At 57.1% G+C, this 20,340-nt stretch carries 19 protein-coding genes; 10 read left to right on the forward strand and 9 right to left on the reverse strand.

Going from position 1 to position 20,340, the window contains the following annotated elements; translation table 11 throughout:
* Position 1: 1 nt before the first annotated feature.
* Together AC2FLJ_RS01390 and AC2FLJ_RS01395 are read right to left on the reverse strand one after the other, a co-directional pair.
* On the reverse strand, positions 2-880 hold the full coding sequence (locus AC2FLJ_RS01390) for a lysophospholipid acyltransferase family protein (protein ID WP_496695375.1): 879 nt from the start codon (positions 878-880) through the stop codon (positions 2-4).
* 80 nt (positions 881-960) lie between these two features.
* A complete protein-coding gene (locus AC2FLJ_RS01395; RefSeq protein WP_496695373.1) occupies positions 961-4,380 on the reverse strand; it encodes an indolepyruvate ferredoxin oxidoreductase family protein in 3,420 nt (1,139 codons plus the stop codon).
* A 171-nt stretch (positions 4,381-4,551) separates the two neighbouring features.
* On the opposite strand from AC2FLJ_RS01395, the gene AC2FLJ_RS01400 reads away from it, so the two are divergent.
* The 6 genes from AC2FLJ_RS01400 to grxD all read left to right on the forward strand — a co-directional run bounded on the left by AC2FLJ_RS01400 (position 4,552) and on the right by grxD (position 11,596).
* The gene (locus AC2FLJ_RS01400; RefSeq protein ID WP_058271530.1) at positions 4,552-5,457 is read left to right on the forward strand and encodes a LysR family transcriptional regulator; all 906 of its coding nucleotides are present in this window, start codon (positions 4,552-4,554) and stop codon (positions 5,455-5,457) included.
* 277 nt (positions 5,458-5,734) lie between these two features.
* Entirely contained in the window at positions 5,735-7,984 is a 2,250-nt protein-coding gene (locus AC2FLJ_RS01405; protein WP_496704276.1) for a mechanosensitive ion channel family protein, read from the forward strand.
* Positions 7,985-8,173: 189 nt separating this feature from the next.
* Complete coding sequence (gene purL, locus AC2FLJ_RS01410) at positions 8,174-10,333, forward strand: phosphoribosylformylglycinamidine synthase subunit PurL (RefSeq protein WP_496704277.1); 2,160 nt, start codon at positions 8,174-8,176, stop codon at positions 10,331-10,333.
* 136 nt (positions 10,334-10,469) lie between these two features.
* Positions 10,470-10,706 (forward strand): BolA/IbaG family iron-sulfur metabolism protein, encoded by a 237-nt coding sequence (locus AC2FLJ_RS01415; RefSeq protein WP_108858706.1) that lies wholly within the window; start codon positions 10,470-10,472, stop codon positions 10,704-10,706.
* 250 nt (positions 10,707-10,956) lie between these two features.
* Complete coding sequence (locus AC2FLJ_RS01420) at positions 10,957-11,247, forward strand: hypothetical protein (protein WP_496695369.1); 291 nt, start codon at positions 10,957-10,959, stop codon at positions 11,245-11,247.
* Positions 11,234-11,596, forward strand: a complete 363-nt coding sequence (gene grxD, locus AC2FLJ_RS01425) for a Grx4 family monothiol glutaredoxin (protein ID WP_108858708.1) — start codon at positions 11,234-11,236, stop codon at positions 11,594-11,596. The genes AC2FLJ_RS01420 and grxD overlap by 14 nt, the downstream gene beginning before the upstream one ends.
* Here the strand turns inward: grxD and AC2FLJ_RS01430 are convergent, their stop codons facing one another.
* From AC2FLJ_RS01430 to AC2FLJ_RS01440, 3 genes are read right to left on the reverse strand one after another with little or no spacing between them, the layout of a single operon-like run.
* Positions 11,597-11,947: an MliC family protein gene (locus tag AC2FLJ_RS01430; RefSeq protein ID WP_109311584.1), complete on the reverse strand. Its 351-nt coding sequence runs from the start codon at positions 11,945-11,947 to the stop codon at positions 11,597-11,599.
* Positions 11,944-12,339, reverse strand: a complete 396-nt coding sequence (locus tag AC2FLJ_RS01435) for a cell division protein ZapA (protein ID WP_058277846.1) — start codon at positions 12,337-12,339, stop codon at positions 11,944-11,946. The genes AC2FLJ_RS01430 and AC2FLJ_RS01435 overlap by 4 nt, the downstream gene beginning before the upstream one ends.
* Complete coding sequence (locus AC2FLJ_RS01440; RefSeq protein WP_496695367.1) at positions 12,339-13,136, reverse strand: hypothetical protein; 798 nt, start codon at positions 13,134-13,136, stop codon at positions 12,339-12,341. The genes AC2FLJ_RS01435 and AC2FLJ_RS01440 overlap by 1 nt, the downstream gene beginning before the upstream one ends.
* 234 nt (positions 13,137-13,370) lie before the next feature.
* Between AC2FLJ_RS01440 and tkt the strand changes: the two genes are divergently transcribed.
* Positions 13,371-15,395, forward strand: a complete 2,025-nt coding sequence (gene tkt, locus AC2FLJ_RS01445) for a transketolase (protein ID WP_496695366.1) — start codon at positions 13,371-13,373, stop codon at positions 15,393-15,395.
* 52 nt (positions 15,396-15,447) lie between these two features.
* On the opposite strand, the gene AC2FLJ_RS01450 is transcribed toward tkt, so the two are convergent.
* Together AC2FLJ_RS01450 and AC2FLJ_RS01455 are read right to left on the reverse strand one after the other, a co-directional pair.
* Complete coding sequence (locus AC2FLJ_RS01450; RefSeq protein WP_496704278.1) at positions 15,448-15,801, reverse strand: hypothetical protein; 354 nt, start codon at positions 15,799-15,801, stop codon at positions 15,448-15,450.
* Positions 15,802-15,876: 75 nt separating this feature from the next.
* Positions 15,877-16,848, reverse strand: coding sequence for a DUF808 domain-containing protein (locus AC2FLJ_RS01455; RefSeq protein ID WP_496695362.1), 972 nt, complete (start codon positions 16,846-16,848; stop codon positions 15,877-15,879).
* Between the two features lie 181 nt (positions 16,849-17,029).
* Here AC2FLJ_RS01455 and gap (AC2FLJ_RS01460) point away from each other — a divergent pair, with 181 nt between their 5' ends.
* From gap (AC2FLJ_RS01460) to gap (AC2FLJ_RS01470), 3 genes are all read left to right on the forward strand, one after another.
* The gene (gap, locus tag AC2FLJ_RS01460; RefSeq protein ID WP_496704279.1) at positions 17,030-18,031 is read left to right on the forward strand and encodes a type I glyceraldehyde-3-phosphate dehydrogenase; all 1,002 of its coding nucleotides are present in this window, start codon (positions 17,030-17,032) and stop codon (positions 18,029-18,031) included.
* A 71-nt stretch (positions 18,032-18,102) separates the two neighbouring features.
* A complete protein-coding gene (locus tag AC2FLJ_RS01465; RefSeq protein WP_282118521.1) occupies positions 18,103-18,246 on the forward strand; it encodes a hypothetical protein in 144 nt (47 codons plus the stop codon).
* An 82-nt stretch (positions 18,247-18,328) separates the two neighbouring features.
* On the forward strand, positions 18,329-19,333 hold the full coding sequence (gene gap / locus AC2FLJ_RS01470; RefSeq protein ID WP_496704280.1) for a type I glyceraldehyde-3-phosphate dehydrogenase: 1,005 nt from the start codon (positions 18,329-18,331) through the stop codon (positions 19,331-19,333).
* Here gap (AC2FLJ_RS01470) and coaD read toward each other — a convergent pair.
* Complete coding sequence (gene coaD, locus AC2FLJ_RS01475) at positions 19,325-19,816, reverse strand: pantetheine-phosphate adenylyltransferase (protein ID WP_058271515.1); 492 nt, start codon at positions 19,814-19,816, stop codon at positions 19,325-19,327. The two genes, gap (AC2FLJ_RS01470) and coaD, sit on opposite strands and share 9 nt — an antisense overlap.
* An 85-nt stretch (positions 19,817-19,901) precedes the next feature.
* On the reverse strand, positions 19,902-20,339 hold the full coding sequence (locus tag AC2FLJ_RS01480; RefSeq protein ID WP_058271514.1) for a CBS domain-containing protein: 438 nt from the start codon (positions 20,337-20,339) through the stop codon (positions 19,902-19,904).
* Position 20,340 lies beyond the last annotated feature (1 nt).

The raw sequence follows: 20,340 nt of genomic DNA on the forward strand, positions 1-20,340 counted from the left end.
TTCAGGCGCGATGCCGTTCCTCAAATTCATAGCCATAGTCATAAGACTTCAGCGGCTTCGGGGACAGCTCATACGTGGCTTTGCGCAAGAAATCCATCATCTTGCGTTTGTCAGTGGATAACGGGTCCAAAACGTCGCGGGAAATCGGCTCTCCGATGACCACTTTAACCGGCGTATCGACGCGTTTCTTGAACTCTTTGATCAGCAATCCCATGCGCAAAGTGTTGTGCAGATGGCTGGCAACCTGGAACAAGCGCGAGGTGTGACCGTCAAAGAAAACGGGCACGACAGTCGCGTTAGATTTGGCCACCATTCTTGCGGTAAACCCGCGCCACCCCGGATCCATTGGATGTGAGAACGGCTTTAAGCCCGTGCTGACCGTGCCACCCGGGAAAATCCCTATGGCACCGCCATTACCAAGATAGTTCAGCGCGGTTTTCCGGGTTTCAATATTCTGCTTCATCGCCTCTTTCGTTTCATCAAACGATATCGGCAGGATAATGTTGTCTAAGTCTTCGGCTTTCCGAAACACGTGGTTCGCCAGAATGCGAAAATCGCCGCGCGCTTCGGACAAGATATGCCCCATCATCATCCCGTCCAGAATGCCATATGGATGGTTGGCAATAAGGATCAGTGGCCCGGTTTTGGGAATGTTGGACAAAGAACCGCCAACCACATCCAGCGAAAGCCCGTACCTCTCGACCATGACCGACCAGAAATCACGCCCGTCGGCCACTTGTTTTTCATACCCGTCTGCACGCTTAATCAGGCGCAAGCGACCCGTTGTGTTTTCCATCAACTTAATAACCATACGCCCACCTTTGGTTTCGGCGGAATAGGCATAAGAGATGTCACGAGCAACGTGGCGGCGCGAGGGCATTTCGGACTCCGATACTTGGCACCTGCTAGATAGTGCCAAGTAACAATTTTGCCTAGCTATCGTGACAGGCTTGTGACGGATTATTCAGCGGCGGCTTGCATTTCAGGACCGCCATTTCGAATGGTCGCCAACAGTTCTTCGCGCCTTTTTGCGGCCTTAGCCTCGTTTTCAAGTAGAACCGGGCCAAAGCCCTTAATCTCAAGCGGCAGCTTGGCCAAAGCGACAACCGCATCGTGAGTTTGTGGTATAACTAAGGGCGTTATCTCTTTGATATCGTGTTCATATTGCCGGATCAAGGCGCGCTCCATCCTTCGCTCGGTGCTGTAGCCAAAGATGTCCAATGGAGTACCACGCAGGCCTTTCAACCTGGAAAGCAGCTTCAACGGACCCAACATCCACTCTCCGAATGTCCGCTTGCGTGGCCGACCCTCTGCGTCCTTGCCACCCAAAATCGGTGGCGCAAGGTGCAGGGTCATTTTGAAGTCGCCGTCAAACTCGGCCGCAGCCTGTTCGCGACTACGCAGCAACAGACGCGCAACTTCGTATTCGTCCTTGTAGGACAACAGCTTATGATACCCTCTTGCGACGGCCTCTTTGACGGATTCATCCTCGAAGCTATCGACAAGCTTACGATAACGTTTTGCCAGACGGGCGCCTTGGTAGTCGGTCAGGTGCTGCGCACGGAAATCAATCAGCTGTTCTAAAGTTTTTGGCAGCTCAGTCACCTGAGGGCTCAAAATCGCGGTGACGTCCTGCGGATGCAGAACGGCCCAACGGCCGATATCAAAGGCGCGTTTGTTGCGCTCAACCGCGGTCCCGTTCAACTCGATCGCCTGTAACATCGCTTCATGGCTGATCGGTAGCAGACCACGTTGCCAGGCGGCACCCAGGACCATCATGTTCGAATAGATCGAGTCGCCCATAACCGCGCGCGCCAGATCAGTGGCGTCAAATAGCGACAGGCCCTCTTTCAGCCGTGCTTGCAGCGCAAGCTCTAGTCGATCACCGGGGATCTGAAAGTTTGTGTCGCGGGTAAAGTCGCCCGTGACGGTTTCATGGCTGTTAACCACGGCACCGGTTTGACCCGTGCGGGTCAGACCCAGGGTTTTGGCCCCAGCGGACACAACAAGGTCGCCCCCGATCAGCGCATGCGCCTCGCCGGTAGCCACACGAATGGCGCTGATATCTTCGGGTCGGTTGGCCAGACGGCAGTGGATGTGCACTGCGCCACCTTTTTGGGCCAGACCCGCCATCTCCATCATCCCGGCGCCCTTGCCGTCGATCTGAGCCGCTTGCGCCATCACAGCGCCCAGAGTGACCACTCCGGTCCCGCCAATACCGGTAATGACCACGTTATGTGTACCGTTGATCGTCGGCAGAACGGGCATCGGCAAGTCCGGCAAATCGATCTCGGTCGTGGCTTCTTTGCGGATCTTTGCCCCTTCCAACGTCACGAAAGACGGGCAAAACCCTTTTAGACAAGAGAAATCCTTGTTGCAGCTGGATTGATCAATAGCGCGCTTACGCCCAAGTTCAGTCTCCTTCGGAACGATCGAGACGCAGTTCGACTGAACCCCGCAATCACCGCATCCTTCGCAGATGTCCGAGTTGATGAACGCGCGCTTGTCCGGGTCGGGGAACGTACCCCGCTTGCGTCGGCGACGCTTTTCTGCCGCACAGGTCTGAACGTAGACGATGACCGAAACGCCTTCGATCTCGCGGAATTTCTTCTGCACGTTCATCAGTTCGGCGCGCTCAAAGGTTTCCACGCCGGACGGCATCGCCTTGAAGTTCACGTCTTCTTTTTCATCGTACACCACCGCCACATGCTGAACGCCCATGGCCTTGACCTCGGCCACGATCCGCTCTGCGCTTAGGTCTCCTTCGTTATCCTGCCCGCCGGTCATGGCGACGGCATCATTGAACAGGATTTTGAAGGTGATGTTGGTGCCTGCCGACAGCGCCGCTCGGATCGATTGAACGCCCGAGTGGTTGTATGTCCCGTCGCCCAGGTTCTGAAACACGTGATCGGTCGTCGAGAACGGCGCTTCGCCGATCCAGTTCGCACCCTCTCCGCCCATCTGGGTGAACCCGGTGGTTTCCCGATCCATCCACTGCACCATGTAGTGACAGCCGATCCCCGCATAGGCCCGGCTGCCGTCGGGCAGTTTGGTCGAACTGTTATGTGGGCAGCCTGAACAGAAATACGGCAAACGCGTTGCAATCTCTTCTGCATTATCCGCCCGGCGCGCCTCGGAAAGCTTGGCCATCCCAGCGCGCACCCCGTCTGTATCGCGCCCTTCCTCGATCAGGATATCGCCCAGTTTTTCGGCGATCATGATCGGGTCCAGTGCGCCGCGTGTCGGGAACAGTTCTTCACGATGCAAGGTACCGGCCCCGCCCTTGTACCAGCCGTAGACGCGACGCCCGCGGCGGTCGTCAAAGATGGCCTCTTTGACCTGAACCTCAATCAGTTTTCGTTTTTCTTCAACGATTACAATCAGGTCCAAACCCTCGGCCCAGTCATGGAAGCCTGCCATATCCAGCGGGAATGTCTGACCAATCTTGTAAGTCGTAATGCCCAGGCGCTCGGCCTCGGCCTCATTGATATTCAGCAGTGACATGGCGTGCGTCAGGTCCAGCCAGTTCTTGCCGGCCGCTACAAACCCGATTTTCGCACCCGGCTTGCCCCAGACACGCTTGTCCATCTTGTTCGCACGCGAGAACGTCTCGGCCGCGAACCGCTTATAGTCGATGACCCGCGCTTCCTGTAGGTGCGGTGTATCACCCAACCGAATGTTCAAACCACCTTCAGGCATGTCGAATTCGGGAACCACCACATTCATGCGATCCGGGCTGCCATCCACAACCGAAGTAACCTCGATCGTGTCTTTCATCGTCTTCAGGCCTACCCAGACGCCTGCAAACCGGCTGAGTGCGAACCCATAGATGCCATAGTCCAAGATTTCCTGCACACCAGCGGGGCTAACCACAGGCATGTACATATCGACCAAAGACCATTCGGATTGATGCAAAACGGTCGAGCTTTCGCCGGTATGGTCGTCGCCCATCGCCATCAGCACGCCGCCATGTTTGGCGGTTCCGGCCATGTTCGCGTGACGCATCACGTCGCCAGATCGGTCCACGCCCGGCCCCTTGCCGTACCAAAGACCAAAAACGCCGTCGAACTTGCCGTCGCCGCGTAGGCCGGCCTGCTGACTGCCCCACAATGCCGTGGCCGCCAGATCTTCGTTCAGCCCGAACTGAAAGGTCACATCGCTTTCAGCCAGATGTTTCTGGGCTCGCATCATCTGTTGATCTACAGCCCCAAGGGGCGAGCCGCGGTATCCGGTCACAAGACCCGCGGTATTCAGACCCGCCTCATTGTCCCGTGCCTTCTGCATCAGCATAAGACGCACCAGCGCCTGTGTGCCGTTCAAAAGAACGGGGTTTTTATCAAGATCGAACCGGTCGTTTAGCGATATTTGTGGCTGACTCATCGGACGCCTCCCCTCGTCAGATCAGTGTGCTTCATTCATACGCATTTTAGGTCAAAAAAGCTGACCTGTATAGGACCTACCAGTCTGTTATTGTAACGTTTCAACAGTTTGAATGTAGAACTTGTTACCTATTTCATATAGGGCTTCGGAAGGATAACGAAAGTTGCGGCGATGGATTGGGACAAGTTAAGGATATTTCACGCGGTTGCGGATGCCGGCAGCCTGACACATGCGGGGGACAAGCTGAATCTGTCTCAATCCGCGGTCAGCCGGCAGATCCGTGCGCTTGAAGAGTCGCTTGATTCGACGCTCTTTCACCGCCACGCCCGCGGCCTGATTCTAACCGAACAGGGTGAGTTGCTGTTTGACGCGACATCAGCCATGTCGAAACGTCTGGACGCCGCCGCTGCCCGCATTCGCGACAGCGAAGAAGAAGTGTTCGGAGTTTTGCGCGTCACCACCACGTTTGGCTTCGGTACACTGTGGCTGGCGCCGCGCCTACCAAAACTGTACGAGCAATACCCCGATCTGAACATCGACTTGATGCTGGAGGAGCGTGTTCTCGACCTGCCGATGCGCGAGGCTGATGTTGCCATCCGCATGAAAGAGCCCAGCCAGGCCGATCTGGTGCGAAAACGCCTGATGACCGTGCAAATGCAGCTTTACGCTACGCCGGAATACCTGGAAGAACGCGGCAGCCCGGAAAGTCCCGAAGACATCTCGAAACACAGGTTGATCTGCCAGACACCCTCGGCCCCGCAGGTCGGCGCAAGCGCAATGATGGTCCGGCACCTGATGACCTACAATCCGACCTCTCTGTTGACGGTAAACAACTATTTCGGCGTTTTGCAGGGTGTTTTACACAACCTCGGCATCGGCGTGTTGCCGGATTACGTGACCCATGACTTTCCGCATCTGCAGTCGATCCTGTCGGATATCGAAACCGCCGATGTCCCGGTTTATCTCGCCTACCCCGAGGAACTGCGCCATTCCAAACGCGTCGCGGCATTCCGCGATTTTGTTCAGGATGAGATCATTGCGCAGCGCAAGCAGTTGAAGCAGATGGGAAAACTGTAGCTATGCACCAGTGGCATAGCGGCAATGATCTGCGATCAGTCTATAAAACCTTGATAGTGCACAAACCGCCCCCTAAATGAGCAATCGAAGGCGGTGATGCTGTAACGCTCATCATCTTCACCTCCCTGTTGGACTACGGCCGAGCTTAGTGCTCGGCCTTTTTTTTGCCCGCAACACTAAATTCATATCTGAAATGGGTGAAACATCTGGGAAAATCCTGCACTTAAGCCTATGATCACGAAAAAATCATCAAGACTTATGGTCGAGGACAGATTCGATGTTTCACCTCACTCGCCTGTTAATGGCGTTCTTCTCCATTGCGCTATTATCTGGGCCAGCACTTGCCCAGGTCACTAGTACCTCTAGTGCACCGGCTACCGTCACAATCCCCGAGGATCTGACGCCCGAACAAGTCGATGACATGGTGGCACGAATGTCCGACGACCAGGTCCGCGCGATCTTGTTGGAGCGTCTGGACGCAGTTGCGGAAAAAAACGCCGCCGAAGCGGAAGAGCGCGAAGACCCAATCACGGAAATCAATGAGATCTGGGCCGAAATGGTGGCGTCGTGGACTCAGGTTATCGTCACGGTCCCGAACATCTTCAGTGCGCAAGCCGACGCTTTCAAAAACTTTTCGGCAACCTTTGGTACGACCGGCGCGTTTACCCTGCTGGGCCTGATCCTCAGTGTACTTGTCGTCGGCTTCCTCGCGGAAAAGCTGTTCGAATTCCTTACTCGCCGGTGGCACGAACATGCTGAAGTTGGGGATGAAAATGACCTTTGGGGCGCCGTCAGGTACCTGTTTCGCCGTTTTTGCCGCGAGATCGCAGGATTGGTCGTGTTCTATGTCGTCATCCGCGCGGTCGGGCGTGGGCTTCTGACTCCGGAACAAATCACCTACGCGGCACCCTTCGTTTTTTACCTGATCTGGATTCCGCGCTTGGGCGCAGCGGCCTCGCGGTTCGTACTTGCACCAAGCAAACCACACTACCGGCTGGTAAACATTGATGATCACTGGGCGAAATACCTACACCGCAACCTGATCGGTCTGCTTATTTTGGTCGGTTTCACGCTGTTCCTGCTTCATTTCAACAGGCTGAACGGCATTACCGGCGGCGAAACACGCATTGGTTTCTGGCTGAACGCAGCGATCCATATCTATATCGGCGTCATCGCCTGGACCGCGCGCGAAGGCCTGTCTCAGATGATGTTGGGTACCGACCCTGATCACTCCAAATTTGATGAGGAAGTCGCCCACTACTACCCCTACTTCGCAATCGGCGTGTCGGCGGTAATCTGGCTGCTGGTCGAGTTTATCGTAGCGCAACGCAATCCTTCGTCCTTGGCGCTGCTGGTCAAGGGGGCGCATTTCACCACCATGGCATGGCTGCTGATCGCACCTGCGTTGGATACGCTGATACGTGGGCTGGTTCGCCATCTGCAACCGCCGATGCTCGGCGAAGGACCGGTGGCCGAGCGCGCATACAAGTCCACTAAACGCAGCTATATCCGGATTGGTCGGGTTTTGGCCGGCATTCTTGTCATCCTGATGATTGCCCGGGCATGGGATCTCGACCTCAGTGAAATCGCGGGTGGTGGGGATGAATCCGGTAGCAAGGTCATCCAGTTCTTCATCATCATTGCTGTTGGCTACATCCTGAACGAGGTCGTTTCGCTTTGGATCAACCGTCGCCTTGCGAAAGAGCAAACTGCGGTTGAACAAAGTGCTGATCAAGAAGCGGGCGAAGGCGGCGGTTCTGGTGGATCACGTCTGGCGACGGTTCTGCCACTGCTGCGTGTGACCGCTCAGGTCGCGATTGCGGTTATCTTTGCCCTGCTCGCGCTTGGCGCGCTGGGGTTGGATATCACGCCGCTGCTTGCTGGTGCCGGTATTCTTGGCCTGGCCATCGGCTTTGGTGCGCAAAAGCTTGTTTCGGACATTGTCGGCGGGATCTTCTTCCTGATCGACGATGCGTTCCGGGTTGGTGAATATGTCGATATCGGCGGCACCATGGGTACGGTCGAAAAGATCTCGATCCGCTCCATGCAACTGCGCCACCACCGCGGTCTGGTTCACACCATCCCCTATGGTGAGATTCAGAAGATCACCAACTTCAGCCGCGACTGGGTCATCATGAAGCTGAAATTCACGGTGCCCTTCGATACCGATCCAAACAAGGTGAAGAAAATCTTCAAGAAGATTGGCGCCGAGATGATGGAAGATGAAGTTCACAAGGACGGCTTCCTGCAGCCCTTCAAATCTCAGGGTGTGTTCGACTTTGACGATGTCGGCATGATCATCCGCGGTAAGTTCATGGCAAAACCAGGCAAGCAGTTCACCCTGCGAAAAGAGATCTTCAACCGGGTCAAAGCCGCCTTCAAGGAAAACGGCATCGACTTTGCCCGTCGCGAAGTTCGTGTCGCCATCCCGGGACTGGACGAAGCTGAAAACCTGACTGAAGAACAAAAAGCAGCAGTTGGCGCTGCGGCTGCGGATGCGTCCAGAAAGGCGCAGAACCCAGCTTAACGATAACGGATCATCCGCTGATACGTCAGCGGATGACACCCGCACGTTCCAAACAACAGACGGAACCGGCCCAATTGCCGGTTCCGTTTTTTACTTTCACAATTGGCCTGCGCTGACTTGACCCTTTCCACAGACGGCACCTTGCCCTAAAAGGCCCGCAATCCCGGCCAACCTGGACAAGGACAAACGATGCAAGAGCCCGCCATCACCCCGGATCTGATTGCCGCACACGGGCTGAAGCCCGACGAATATGATATGATCCTCGGGATCATCGGGCGCGAGCCGACTTTTACCGAACTCGGCATCTTTTCGGCCATGTGGAACGAACATTGTTCCTACAAATCGTCCAAGAAATGGCTGCGCACCCTGCCCACCTCTGGACCTCAGGTGATCTGCGGGCCAGGTGAAAACGCCGGCGTTGTGGATATCGGCGACGGTCAGGCGGTGGTGTTCAAGATGGAAAGCCACAACCATCCCTCTAATATCGAACCCTATCAAGGTGCAGCCACAGGTGTTGGCGGCATTCTACGCGACGTCTTCACCATGGGTGCGCGCCCCATCGCATCGATGAACGCGCTGTCATTTGGCGAGCCCGGCCACCACAAGACCCGCCAGCTGGTCAACGGTGTGGTCGAAGGCATTGGCGGTTACGGCAACTGCTTTGGTGTCCCTTGCGTGGGTGGCGAAGTTCGGTTCCATCCCGCCTACAACGGCAACTGCCTTGTGAACGCCTTTGCTGCAGGTCTGGCCGACAGCGACAAGATTTTCTATTCGGCGGCCTCTGGCGTCGGTATGCCCGTTGTGTATCTGGGTGCAAAAACCGGACGTGACGGCGTTGGCGGCGCAACCATGGCCTCGGCCGAGTTCGACGACACCATCGAAGAAAAGCGCCCCACTGTTCAGGTCGGTGACCCGTTCACCGAAAAGCGCCTGATGGAAGCCACGCTGGAGCTGATGCAGACCGGTGCCGTGATCTCGATCCAGGATATGGGTGCGGCCGGTCTGACCTGTTCTGCCGTTGAGATGGGCGACAAGGGTGGTCTGGGTGTGCGTCTGGATCTGGAAAACGTTCCTCAGCGCGAAGAAGATATGACAGCCTATGAGATGATGCTGTCTGAATCACAAGAACGCATGCTGATGGTCCTCAAGCCCGAGCTTGAAGCCGAAGCCCGCGCCGTCTTCGAAAAATGGGACCTGGACTTCGCCATCGTCGGCGAAACCATCGCCGAAGACCGCTTCCTGATCCTTCACAACGGCCAAGTCAAAGCCGATCTGGTCCTGTCCAAGCTGTCCTCGACGGCACCGGAATACGACCGCCCATGGGAAGCCACGCCAGAAGCCGAAGAGCTGGCTGAAGTCCCGCAAATCGACCCGATCGACGGTCTGCGCGCCTTGCTTGCTTCGCCGAACTATGGAGGCAAGCAGTGGGTTTATGAGCAGTACGACACCATGGTCATGGCCGACACCGCCCGCACGCCGGGTCTGGGCGCAGGCATGGTCCGCGTGCACGGCACTGACAAGGCACTTGCCTTCACCAGCGACGTAACCCCACGCTATGTCCGCGCCAACCCTGTTGAGGGCGGCAAGCAGGCTGTGGCCGAGGCCTACCGCAACCTGACCGCCGTTGGAGCCAATCCATTGGCGACCACCGATAACCTGAACTTCGGCAACCCCGAAAAGCCCGAGATCATGGGCCAGTTCGTCGGCGCGATCCAGGGCATCGGCGAAGCCGTAGCCGCGCTGGATATGCCTATCGTATCGGGCAACGTCTCGTTGTATAACGAAACCGATGGACAGGCGATCCTGCCGACCCCGACCATTGGCGCCGTAGGCTTGCTAAACCACACGGACGACATTATCGGCAATGAGGTTCGCGAAGGTCATGTGGCACTGGTAATCGGCGAAACCAACGGCCACCTTGGCCAATCCGCCCTTCTGGCCGAAGTGTTCAACCGCGAAGACGGCGACGCGCCGCATGTCGATCTGGACGCAGAAAAACGCAATGGCGAGTTCATCCGCGCCAACCGTGAGATGATCAAGGCCTGCACCGATCTGGGTGACGGTGGTCTGGCGCTGGCAGCCTTTGAGCTGGCGGAATCCGCAGGCGTCGGTGTTCACCTCGATGAAGCCACGACCGAGTTCCTGTTCGGCGAAGATCAGGCCCGTTATCTGGTTGCGTGCAACTTTGATCAGGCCGAAGCACTGATGATCGCTGCTGGTCAGGCAGGTGTCCCTCTGGTGTCCGTTGGCCGGTTTACTGGCGACAGCATTCGGGTTGGCAACTCTGAGGCCGCGTTAGAGGATCTGGCTACCACGTTCCGCACCAGCTTTGCTGAAGCCGTCGCCTAACACCGAAGCAAACTTTGCAACATGAAACCTGCGCCTGTCCTGGCGCAGGTTTTGTCGTTTCAGGGCCCCTATCCTCCCCTTGCACGCCCCGTCTGGGCGCTCTACATCTTGAGAAAGACCTTCAGGAGAAACCTACATGCCGATGAGCGCCCACGAAATCGAAGCCCTACTGCGCGAAACCTTTCCGGATGCGGAAATTCAGGTTGGCGGAAGCGATGGCGTGCATATGTCCGCAATGGTCGTGGACGAAAGCTTTCGCGGGAAAAACCGGGTGCAACAGCAGCGCGCAGTCTATTCGGCCCTGAAGGGCAAGATGGACGGCGCGGACGGAGAGTTACACGCTCTGGCGCTGACCACGAAAGTGCCTGAGTGAGCACGGCTTTTTGGGCATATTCGCTTTGGGGCGCCGTGTTTGTCGGCATCGTCGGTATTTATGTCGTCGCCATTGTCAGGCGTAGCCGCTCTGCACGAAGACCCATCACGCGTGGACGCAAAGGGGCGACCCCCAGTCAGAATGCCAGCGTGGTCGCCTCAACGATGGACGGAGGCAGGGGGGGCGCGGTGAGTGCGATAGTTGTTCCGCGTGATCCGCAGCAATACGCAAAGACAATGGCTCCCCAAAAATGAACGGCTGGCTCTTCTGGATAGGCATCATTGCAGCATTGATAGTTGCCGCGGCACTTATCGAAGCCTATGTGAAGCGCAACAGAAAGCGTAAGCTGGCCGACATGCGCCCGGACCCGGACAAGATCAGCAAGGTCGGCGGCATTGAAAGATACGGGCTGGATCCGCTGGCCCTGGCACAGGCCGAGCATCGGCGACTAGAAGAAGAAGGATGGGTCCCGGACCCGCCAAAGGATGAAACGACCGCCCCCGACGCGGGTGAAAAGGACAAGCAAGATGACCGACGTTAAGACTCAGATCAACGAAACCGTCAAAGCCAACGATGTGGTGCTCTACATGAAAGGCACCAAAGAGATGCCCCAATGTGGGTTCTCGTCCCGCGTGGCCGGCGTGCTGAACTACATGGGCGTTGAATATGCCGATGTTAATGTTCTGGCCGACGAAGAGGTTCGTCAGGGCATCAAGGATTATTCTGACTGGCCGACCGTGCCACAGCTGTACGTCAAAGGTGAATTCGTCGGCGGTTGCGACATCATCACCGAGATGACCCTGTCGGGCGAATTGGACACGCTGTTTGACGAAAATGGTGTCGAATTCAACAAAGAAGCAGCTGACAAAATTCGCGAAGCAAACGCCTGATCAGCGACTGCTGCAATTCTCCAGAACAACCTGCTCACTGGTGGCCCCACTGGCCGCCAGAAAGCTGACGGTCGCATCCCACCCTTTTGACCGAAGGATATACGACCCGGTCTCTCCTTTGGATTCATAGCGAATACCTGATCCGCTGGGCACTTGCTGCAAGGCAACCAATTGGTTGTCTACCATCATCGCCGCCGCACCGGAGCCGTCGGACGCATTGAAATACGCAACCTGCAACTCAATGCCATTCTGGCAGGTGAAGCTAACCGGCAGGATATCCATGTCCGCCCAGGCCAAGCCCCCTGGTAGACCGAACAATCCGGCCAACGCTACCGTTTTCAACGCATTCATTTCGCCGTATTCTCCTCAACCACCGAGGCCAAGGCCTCAGCGCGTGCGGCCAGTTCGGCCAGTGTGTCCGTGACCGAAGGCGGGACGACCGCCACTTCAATCCTTTCAGGCTCGGGCTCGGGCCGGTTGCGCAGGCTTTGCAATTCGGCTTCAACTTCGGCCAGCTTGGCCTCTGCCCGTTTGAGCTTGTCATCTGTCGCGGCGGTCTTGTCGGCCAGCATCAGCCCAGCCATCAACAGCATGCGTGCTTCGGGCATCCGACCGATCTGATCAGACAAAACCTGCGCTTCGTCATCCAGCATTTTCGCCGCAGATTGCAGAAATGGCTCTTCACCGTCCTGGCAGGAAACGTCAAAACCACGGCCACCGATATGAATGGTCAATTCGGGCATTACTCTACCTCTCCCTCAGCCAGCTTTGCCTGCGACAGCAACGGCTCCAGCCGGGCCAGTACAGCCTGAGCTTCGGCAGCGTCGGTTGCCTGTGCAGCCTTTGTCGCCTCAAGTTCGGCCACAGTCGCGCGGTTCAACAGCTCGGCATCGGCCAGACCGTCCTTGCTGGCCGCCCGCAATTCATCCACCGAGTTGCGCAGTTGTTCGTTCGCCTTGCGCATACGTTGAAGATCATCATCCAAACGCGACATGGCCGCGCCGTGGCTGGCACGTTCCGCACGCAACATCTCAAGCTCTGCGCTTAACTCCGCAACACGCTCGCTGTCGGCCAATTCGGACCGCAACTTTTTATTCTCATCTTCAAGCGACTGCGTTTTGCTCACAACCGCTTTAAGTTCATCGTTTTCTGTCTTGAGAACAACCAGTTCGTCCTGGTTTTCCAATGCAGCTTTAGCCTCTGCCAACTCGGCCCTGGCCGCTTCGACCGCCGCCAATTTGGCGGTGGCCTCTGTAAGCTGCTGACGCAACGCGCCGTTTTCAGGATCTTCGGCTGTCGTTGCTTTCAGCGCATCCATGTCGGCGCGCATCGCGTCGACTTCCTTCTCGTGCCGTTCCTTGAGGGATTTCAGCCGCTCTTCCAACTGCGCATTGGCGACGCGCTCGTCTTCCAATGCCGTGTGCAAAGCGGTGTCATCACCGCCACTTGCGGGCACCGTGTCACGCAGGGCGTCGACACCGGTTCCAATCCTCTCCATCGCGGCAACGATACGGCGCTGTAATTCTTCGATCTGGCTCATGCCCCTGCCACCTCTTTACCAAGGTTCACTTTTTCGCGGCCCGTCCGAATCAATACAGGCCGGGTATTGGCCTAGTCTAACCGAATGAAACGGAAAATACCCACTGTTTGCTTTCAATCACTTGGACAGCATTCTTGAACCACGAACGCGACGCAACCCCCGGTTCCACTTGCACTTTGGGGGGTGGATGGTATTGAGCGCCTCATCTGCCTGTAATCCAAAGGAACAACGCCCGTGGACCTGACTGCGCTGCGCAATGCCAATCCTGAACACTGGAACAAGGCTGCGGCTATCCGCACCCTGACCCTTGACGCCGTCGCTGCCGCCAATTCCGGCCATTCCGGTATGCCAATGGGCATGGCCGACGTTGCGACCGTGCTGTTTGAAAAGCACCTGAAATTTGACGCCTCGGCCCCGAACTGGCCTGATCGTGACCGGTTCATCCTGTCTGCTGGTCACGGTTCGATGTTGGTCTATTCTCTGTTGTATCTCACTGGTCATGCGGATGTGACACTGGATGAGATCAAGAACTTCCGCCAGCTGGGTGCAAAAACTGCGGGTCACCCGGAAAACTTCCTGGTGAACGGTATCGAAACCACCACCGGGCCACTGGGTCAGGGCATTTCCAACGCAGTTGGTTTCGCCATGGCCGAAGAAATCCAGCGTGCGCATTACGGCAAAAAGGTCGTCGATCACTATACTTATGTGATTGCGGGCGACGGTTGCCTGATGGAAGGCGTCAGCCAAGAGGCCATCACACTGGCTGGCCGTCATGAGCTGAGCAAGCTGATTGTTTTCTGGGACAACAACAACATCACCATCGACGGCACCGTGGATATTGCTGATCGCACCGATCAGGTGCGCCGCTTCAAGGCCTCGGGCTGGAACGTGATTGAAATCGATGGCCATGATCCGATCGCGATTGATGCGGCCATTGTGCAAGCCAAATCGTCCAACAAACCATCCATGATCGCCTGCGAAAGCCACATCGCGCTGGGTCACGCCGCACAGGATACTTCCAAAGGTCACGGCGCATTGACCGATCAGGATCAGCTGAAAGCCGCCAAAAACGGCTATGGTTGGCCCCATGATGCCTTTGTGGTCCCTACTGACGTCAAATCGGCTTGGGAGGCCATCGGTGCCCGTGGCGCGGCTGAACGCGCCGAATGGGAAGAGCGTTTCGCGCAGATTTCCGAACGCAAACAGGCCGAATTCAACCGCGCCTATGCGTTTGATGCACCTAAGAAACTGGCCGGTTCCATCCGTGCGTTCAAAAAGCAGATGTCGGAAGATCAGCCGAAACTCGCCACCCGCGCGTCTTCGGAAAAGGTTCTGAACGTAGTGAACCCGATCATGCCCGAGACCGTTGGCGGTTCCGCCGACCTGACCGGGTCGAACAACACCAAATCTGCGGATATGGGCGTGTTCCTGCCGGAAAACCGCAAGGGTCGCTATATCCACTATGGAATCCGCGAACACGGCATGGCCGCAGCGATGAACGGTATGGCGTTGCACGGCGGTATCCGCCCCTATGGCGGCACGTTCATGGCGTTCACCGACTATGCCCGCCCCTCGATGCGTTTGGCCGCCTTGATGAAGGTGCCTACGGTCTTCGTGATGACCCACGACTCAATCGGTCTGGGCGAAGACGGCCCAACCCACCAGCCGGTTGAGCATCTGGCCATCTCGCGCGCGACGCCGAACACTTATGTGTTCCGTCCCGCCGATGTGGTTGAGACGGCTGAGGCATGGGAACTGGCGCTGACGTTCAAGGACAGCCCTTCGGTTCTGTCGCTGACCCGTCAGGGCGTGCCGACGGTGCGTAAAGAACACAAGGCCAAGAACCTGACCGCGCAAGGCGCATATGTTCTGGCCGATGCCGAGGGCAAGCGTCAGGCCATTCTGATCGCCACCGGGTCCGAAGTGTCGCTGGCGATGGAAGCCAAAGCGATGCTCGAGGCTGAAGGCATCGGCACCCGCGTCGTCTCCATGCCGTCGATGGAGCTGTTTGCGCAGCAGGATGAAGCCTATCGCAAGCGCGTCCTGCCGGGCGGCCCTGTCCGTGTCGGTATCGAGGCCGCCGTTCGCGCCGGTGGCTGGGATCGCTGGTTGCTGGGTGAACGTGGTCGCGAAGCCAAAGCCGGTTTCATCGGCATGTCCAGCTTCGGTGCGTCGGCCCCAGCCGGTGAACTGTACAAGCATTTCGGCATCACCGCCGAGGCGACAGTGGCCAAGGTCAAGGAACTTCTGGGTCAGTAAACACTCTGCTCATCAGCCAGATACAAAAAAGGGCGGCTTTGGCCGCCCTTTCCTATTTTGGCTGCATTAGCTCGGCCTTCAACGCCGTATAGGCCCGTTTCGCATAATCCAATCGCAACTCATACCGTTCTGCTGGCACAATCCCATCGGGCACGTTCTGCCCTGCAGCAGACAAAACCTGCCTAACATGCGTTCCATATAGCGGAATGAATTGCGCCGACTGGCCGCTGAGCAGGTTAAACAATCGCCCCCCTGCCCACTTGGCGCGTCGGGCCGCAGTCTCCGCCGTGTCGATCCGGAAATGCAGTACCTGGTAAAGCCTGAGCGGTTCAAACGGCATTTGTTCCGCGCCAAGGTTCATGGCCGACAAGGCCGCCGTTTTGCGTTTGGCTGCGCGCCCCTTCAATTGTATGCGGACCCAACTCTGAACCGGTCGATAAGCCGGCAAATGGCTCAGGTCACTCCTTTCAGGATTCTCAATTCAATGCGCATCAGTCTTCTTTGAAAACATCCCGATCATCGGCCCGACCACCTTTGTCGCCACCGGGATCAGAACAAACCCCCAGGCCAGACCGAACACACCGTCCATCGTCGCCTTGGATACCCATTCAACAACACCGGTCCACTGCTCAGACACCGAATGACCAATGGCATAGGCCCAGTCGTGGATGTGGTGTCCCAGCCACCCAAAGCCCAGAACCTCCATCCCGTGAATGATGATGGAACCGCCGACCCACAACATCGCGGCTGTGCCGACTATGGACAGGATTTTCATGACAACCGGCATGGCTTTGACCAACCCGCGCCCAAGCCCTCGCCCAATCGGTGTCGGTGCGTTTTGCGCGAGGTACAGCCCGACATCGTCCATCTTCACGATCAGGGCAACTGACCCGTAGACCGCCACGGTGACACCGATCCCCACAACCGCCAAGGTCGCGGCCTGCATCCACAGGTTTGGGGCCTCAATCGCGGCCAGCGCAATCGTCATGATTTCAGCCGAAAGGATAAAATCCGTCTTGATCGCGCCTTTGACCTTTTGCTCTTCCAGATGGCCGGGGTCGCGAATGGCCATGTCTTCCTCGATAACGTGACTGCCATGAGGGAATAGGACATGAAATATCTTCTCGGCCCCCTCGAAACACAAGTAAGAACCGCCGATCATCAGCAAAGGCGTGATCAACCACGGAGCAAAATTCGCCAGTAGCAAAGCAACCGGCAGCAGCAGGATAATCTTGTTGAATATGGAACCACGCGCGATGCGCCAAATGATGGGCAACTCGCGCGCCGGGGCGAATCCCTGAACGTATTTCGGGGTTACGGCGGCATCGTCGATGATCACACCAGCGGTCTTTGCGCCCGCCTTTCCGGCCGCCGCGACCACATCGTCCACGGACGAGGCCGCAACCTTTGCAATACCTGCTACGTCATCCAACAGGGCCAACAGACCGCTCATGGTGTTTCCTTTCACTTCACCTGCCGCAACCGGAGCCTACCCGATCCGACGGCTAGCGCAAGCGTTAGCGCAACCGGCGCAGGTTTGCGCTAACACGTTAAAAATATGTCACTTTTGGTCTTTTGAGAAAGCGCTTTGACAGCTATATGGCGTCCAACGCAAGCGCATTTGGAGACAGCACATGACCATCAAGGTCGGTATCAATGGTTTTGGCCGCATTGGCCGCTGCACGTTGTCGCATATCGCGGCATCCGCCCGCAACGACATCGAAGTGATCAAGGTCAACGCAACCGGCCCGCTGGAAACCACAGCGCACCTGCTAAAGTATGACAGTGTCCACGGACGTTTCCCCCGCGATGTCGCAATCGATGGCAAAACCATGGATCTGGGCCGCGGCCCGATGGAGATGTTCTCGACCTATGACATGAACGAACTGGACTGGGATGGCTGCGATGTCGTTCTGGAATGCACCGGTAAATTCAATGACGGCCTGAAAGCCAAAACACACCTGGATCGCGGTGCACAAAGGGTCCTGCTGTCTGCCCCGGGCAAAAACATCGATAAGACCATCGTCTATGGTGTAAACCACAACAGCCTTGTGGCCGATGACAAAATGGTCTCGAACGGCTCGTGCACCACGAACTGCCTTGCTCCGCTTGCCAAGGTACTGGACGAGGGCATCGGCATCGAGAACGGCATCATGACCACGATCCATGCTTATACCGGCGACCAGCCGACCCTGGACCGCCGTCACAGCGATTTGTACCGCGCCCGTGCTGCAGCGATGTCGATGATTCCGACATCGACAGGTGCCGCGAAAGCCTTGGGTGAGGTTCTGCCCAATCTGAAAGGTCGCCTGGATGGTTCGGCCATCCGTGTCCCGACCCCGAATGTTTCTGCGGTTGACCTGACATTCCGCGCTGCTCGTGATGTAACGGTAGAAGAAGTGAACGCTATCGTACGCGAAGCCTCACTGGGTTCGATGCAGCGTGTTCTAGGCTATGAACCCGCACCGCTTGTTTCGACCGATTTCAACAACACCGAGGAAAGCTCGATCTTCGCACCCGACCAAACCCGCGTTGTCGGCGACCGCATGGTTCGCGTTCTGGCTTGGTACGACAACGAATGGGCGTTCTCGGTCCGCATGGCAGACGTCGCAGTTGCCATGGGTCGCCTTAACTAAGGTTGCTTTGAAATCTTGAACCTTTTCGCCCGCTCAGGTTAACTGGGCGGGCGTTTTCGTCCGGGGCAAGCATGACAAATCAAATCGCCATCTGGCTTGCCCTGCTCATTCTGAGCTTGTTCGTTATCAGCTATGCCCTCTTTGGAACCGAACAATTCGTGTTCCTTGGCAAGAAACTCTACACCTTTCTGGACTGGCTCGCCTTCTGGCGGTGACAGAGGTTTTGCTTGACTTTTCCTCTGAACTGGCTTTGTTAGCGCTAACTTCAAATTAGCCGCATTTCGGACGGAGCAGGACATGACACTCAAGCTGGCAATCAACGGATTTGGACGGATCGGACGCGGCGTGCTGCGGGCGGTCATGGAATCCGGGCGCACTGACGTTGAAATCGTTGCGATAAACGACTTGGCGAAGCCGGAAATGAACGCGCATCTGTTCGAATTCGACAGCGTCCATGGCCGGTACGGCAAACCTGTCACTTTAACCGAGGCAGGCCTGGACGTTGGAAACGGCCCAATCCGCCTGAGCAGCGAGCGTGAGCCGGAAAAACTGGATTGGTCCGATGTGGACGTCGTTCTGGAATGCACTGGCGTATTCCGCACACGCGAAGCTGCATCCCGCCATTTCACGAACGGATCGAAGAAGGTATTGATCTCGGCCCCCGCCCGCGGCGATGGCGCTGTGAAAACGATCGTGTTTGGCGTTAACGATCACGAGCTTACGGCCGAAGATAACGTGGTGTCCAATGCGTCTTGTACCACCAACTGCCTGTCACCGGTGGCCGCAGCGCTGGACGCAGGGCTAGGCATTGTCCACGGCAACATGACCACGGTTCACGCCTACACAGCCAGCCAACCGGTTCACGACACTGCCGGCAAAGACCCTTACCTGTCACGCGCGGCGGCATTGTCGATGATCCCAACCACTACGGGCGCGGCGTCTGCCGTTGGCCTCGTCCTGCCGCAACTGGCCGGCAAGCTGACAGGTCAGGCCATTCGTGTCCCAACACCGAACGTGTCCGTGGTTGATCTGGTCGCCGAAGTCTCACGCCCGACAACCGAGGACGAAGTCAACGCGCTGTTTACCGAAGCCGCAGCCAGAATCCCCAGGGTTCTGGCGGCAGAGAACCGCCCGCTGATCTCGGTGGATTTCAACCACGACCCACACAGCTCGACCGTGTCGCTGCCGGAAACCAAGGTGACCGACGGCACACTGGTGCGTGTGCTGGCATGGTATGACAACGAGTGGGGTTTCTCGAACCGGATGCTGGACACCGCCGCAGCGATGGGTGCCCTAGCCTAAACGATCACGTAGCGCGGCATTAACGCGGGGCGTGACGAATTTCGACACGTCCCCGTCCAACCGGGCTATTTCCTTAACCAATTTGGAGGCAATGGCCTGATGCCGCGCCTCGGCCATCAGGAAGACCGTCTCGACCGTGTCGTCCAACGCCCGGTTCATCCCGACCATCTGGAATTCATATTCAAAATCCGCAACAGCCCGCAGCCCGCGGACAATGATCTGCGCCCCAACATCACGGGCGCAGTCGATCAGCAGGTTTTCAAAGGGATGCGCAACGATTTCGGTTCCCGTTTGCTCGGTCAGATGAGCACATTCCGCCTCGATCATCGCAACGCGTTCCTCGAGCGAGAACAAAGGCCCCTTATCGCGGTTGATCGCAACGCCAATGACGAGTTTGTCCACCAAAGCAGCCGCACGGCGAATGATATCGATATGACCCAAGGTGATTGGATCGAATGTTCCGGGATATAATCCAACCCTCATCGCGGCCTCCTGCGCAACAAAATTTCTGCGCAAGCAAACATAACTTCGCCGCAGGTGCAAGGGCCAGCTTTGGGGTTCAAGGGCCTCAATGCCCCATGATCATGCCTTGCAGCGCGTCTTTTTCCATAGCCAGTTCTGCCAGCTGCGCCTTTACCACGTCGCCCAGTGTGACGATCCCCACCAGCTTGCCATCTTCGACAACGGGCATGTGGCGAAAGCGCCCTTCGGTCATGCGGGTCATGATATCCTGAACCGTGTCCTGCTGAGTGGCTGTCACAAGGTTACGGGTCATATAGGCGCTGACTGGCTGCGCCAGGCAACCACTGCCGCTTGCGGCCAGCTCCCTTACGATGTCCCGCTCGGAAAGGATGCCTGATGCCGTTTCGCCGCCATCTTCTGATACAACAACCGTCCCGATCCGTTTTTCGGCCAGGATTTTCGAGGCGTCAGCCACAGTGATTGTCGGGCTGACTGTCTCGACCCCTCCGGTGGCCTTGGATTTCAGAATGGCCTGAACGAGCATA

It is taken from the genome of Ruegeria sp. CDSA034 (assembly GCF_059612275.1).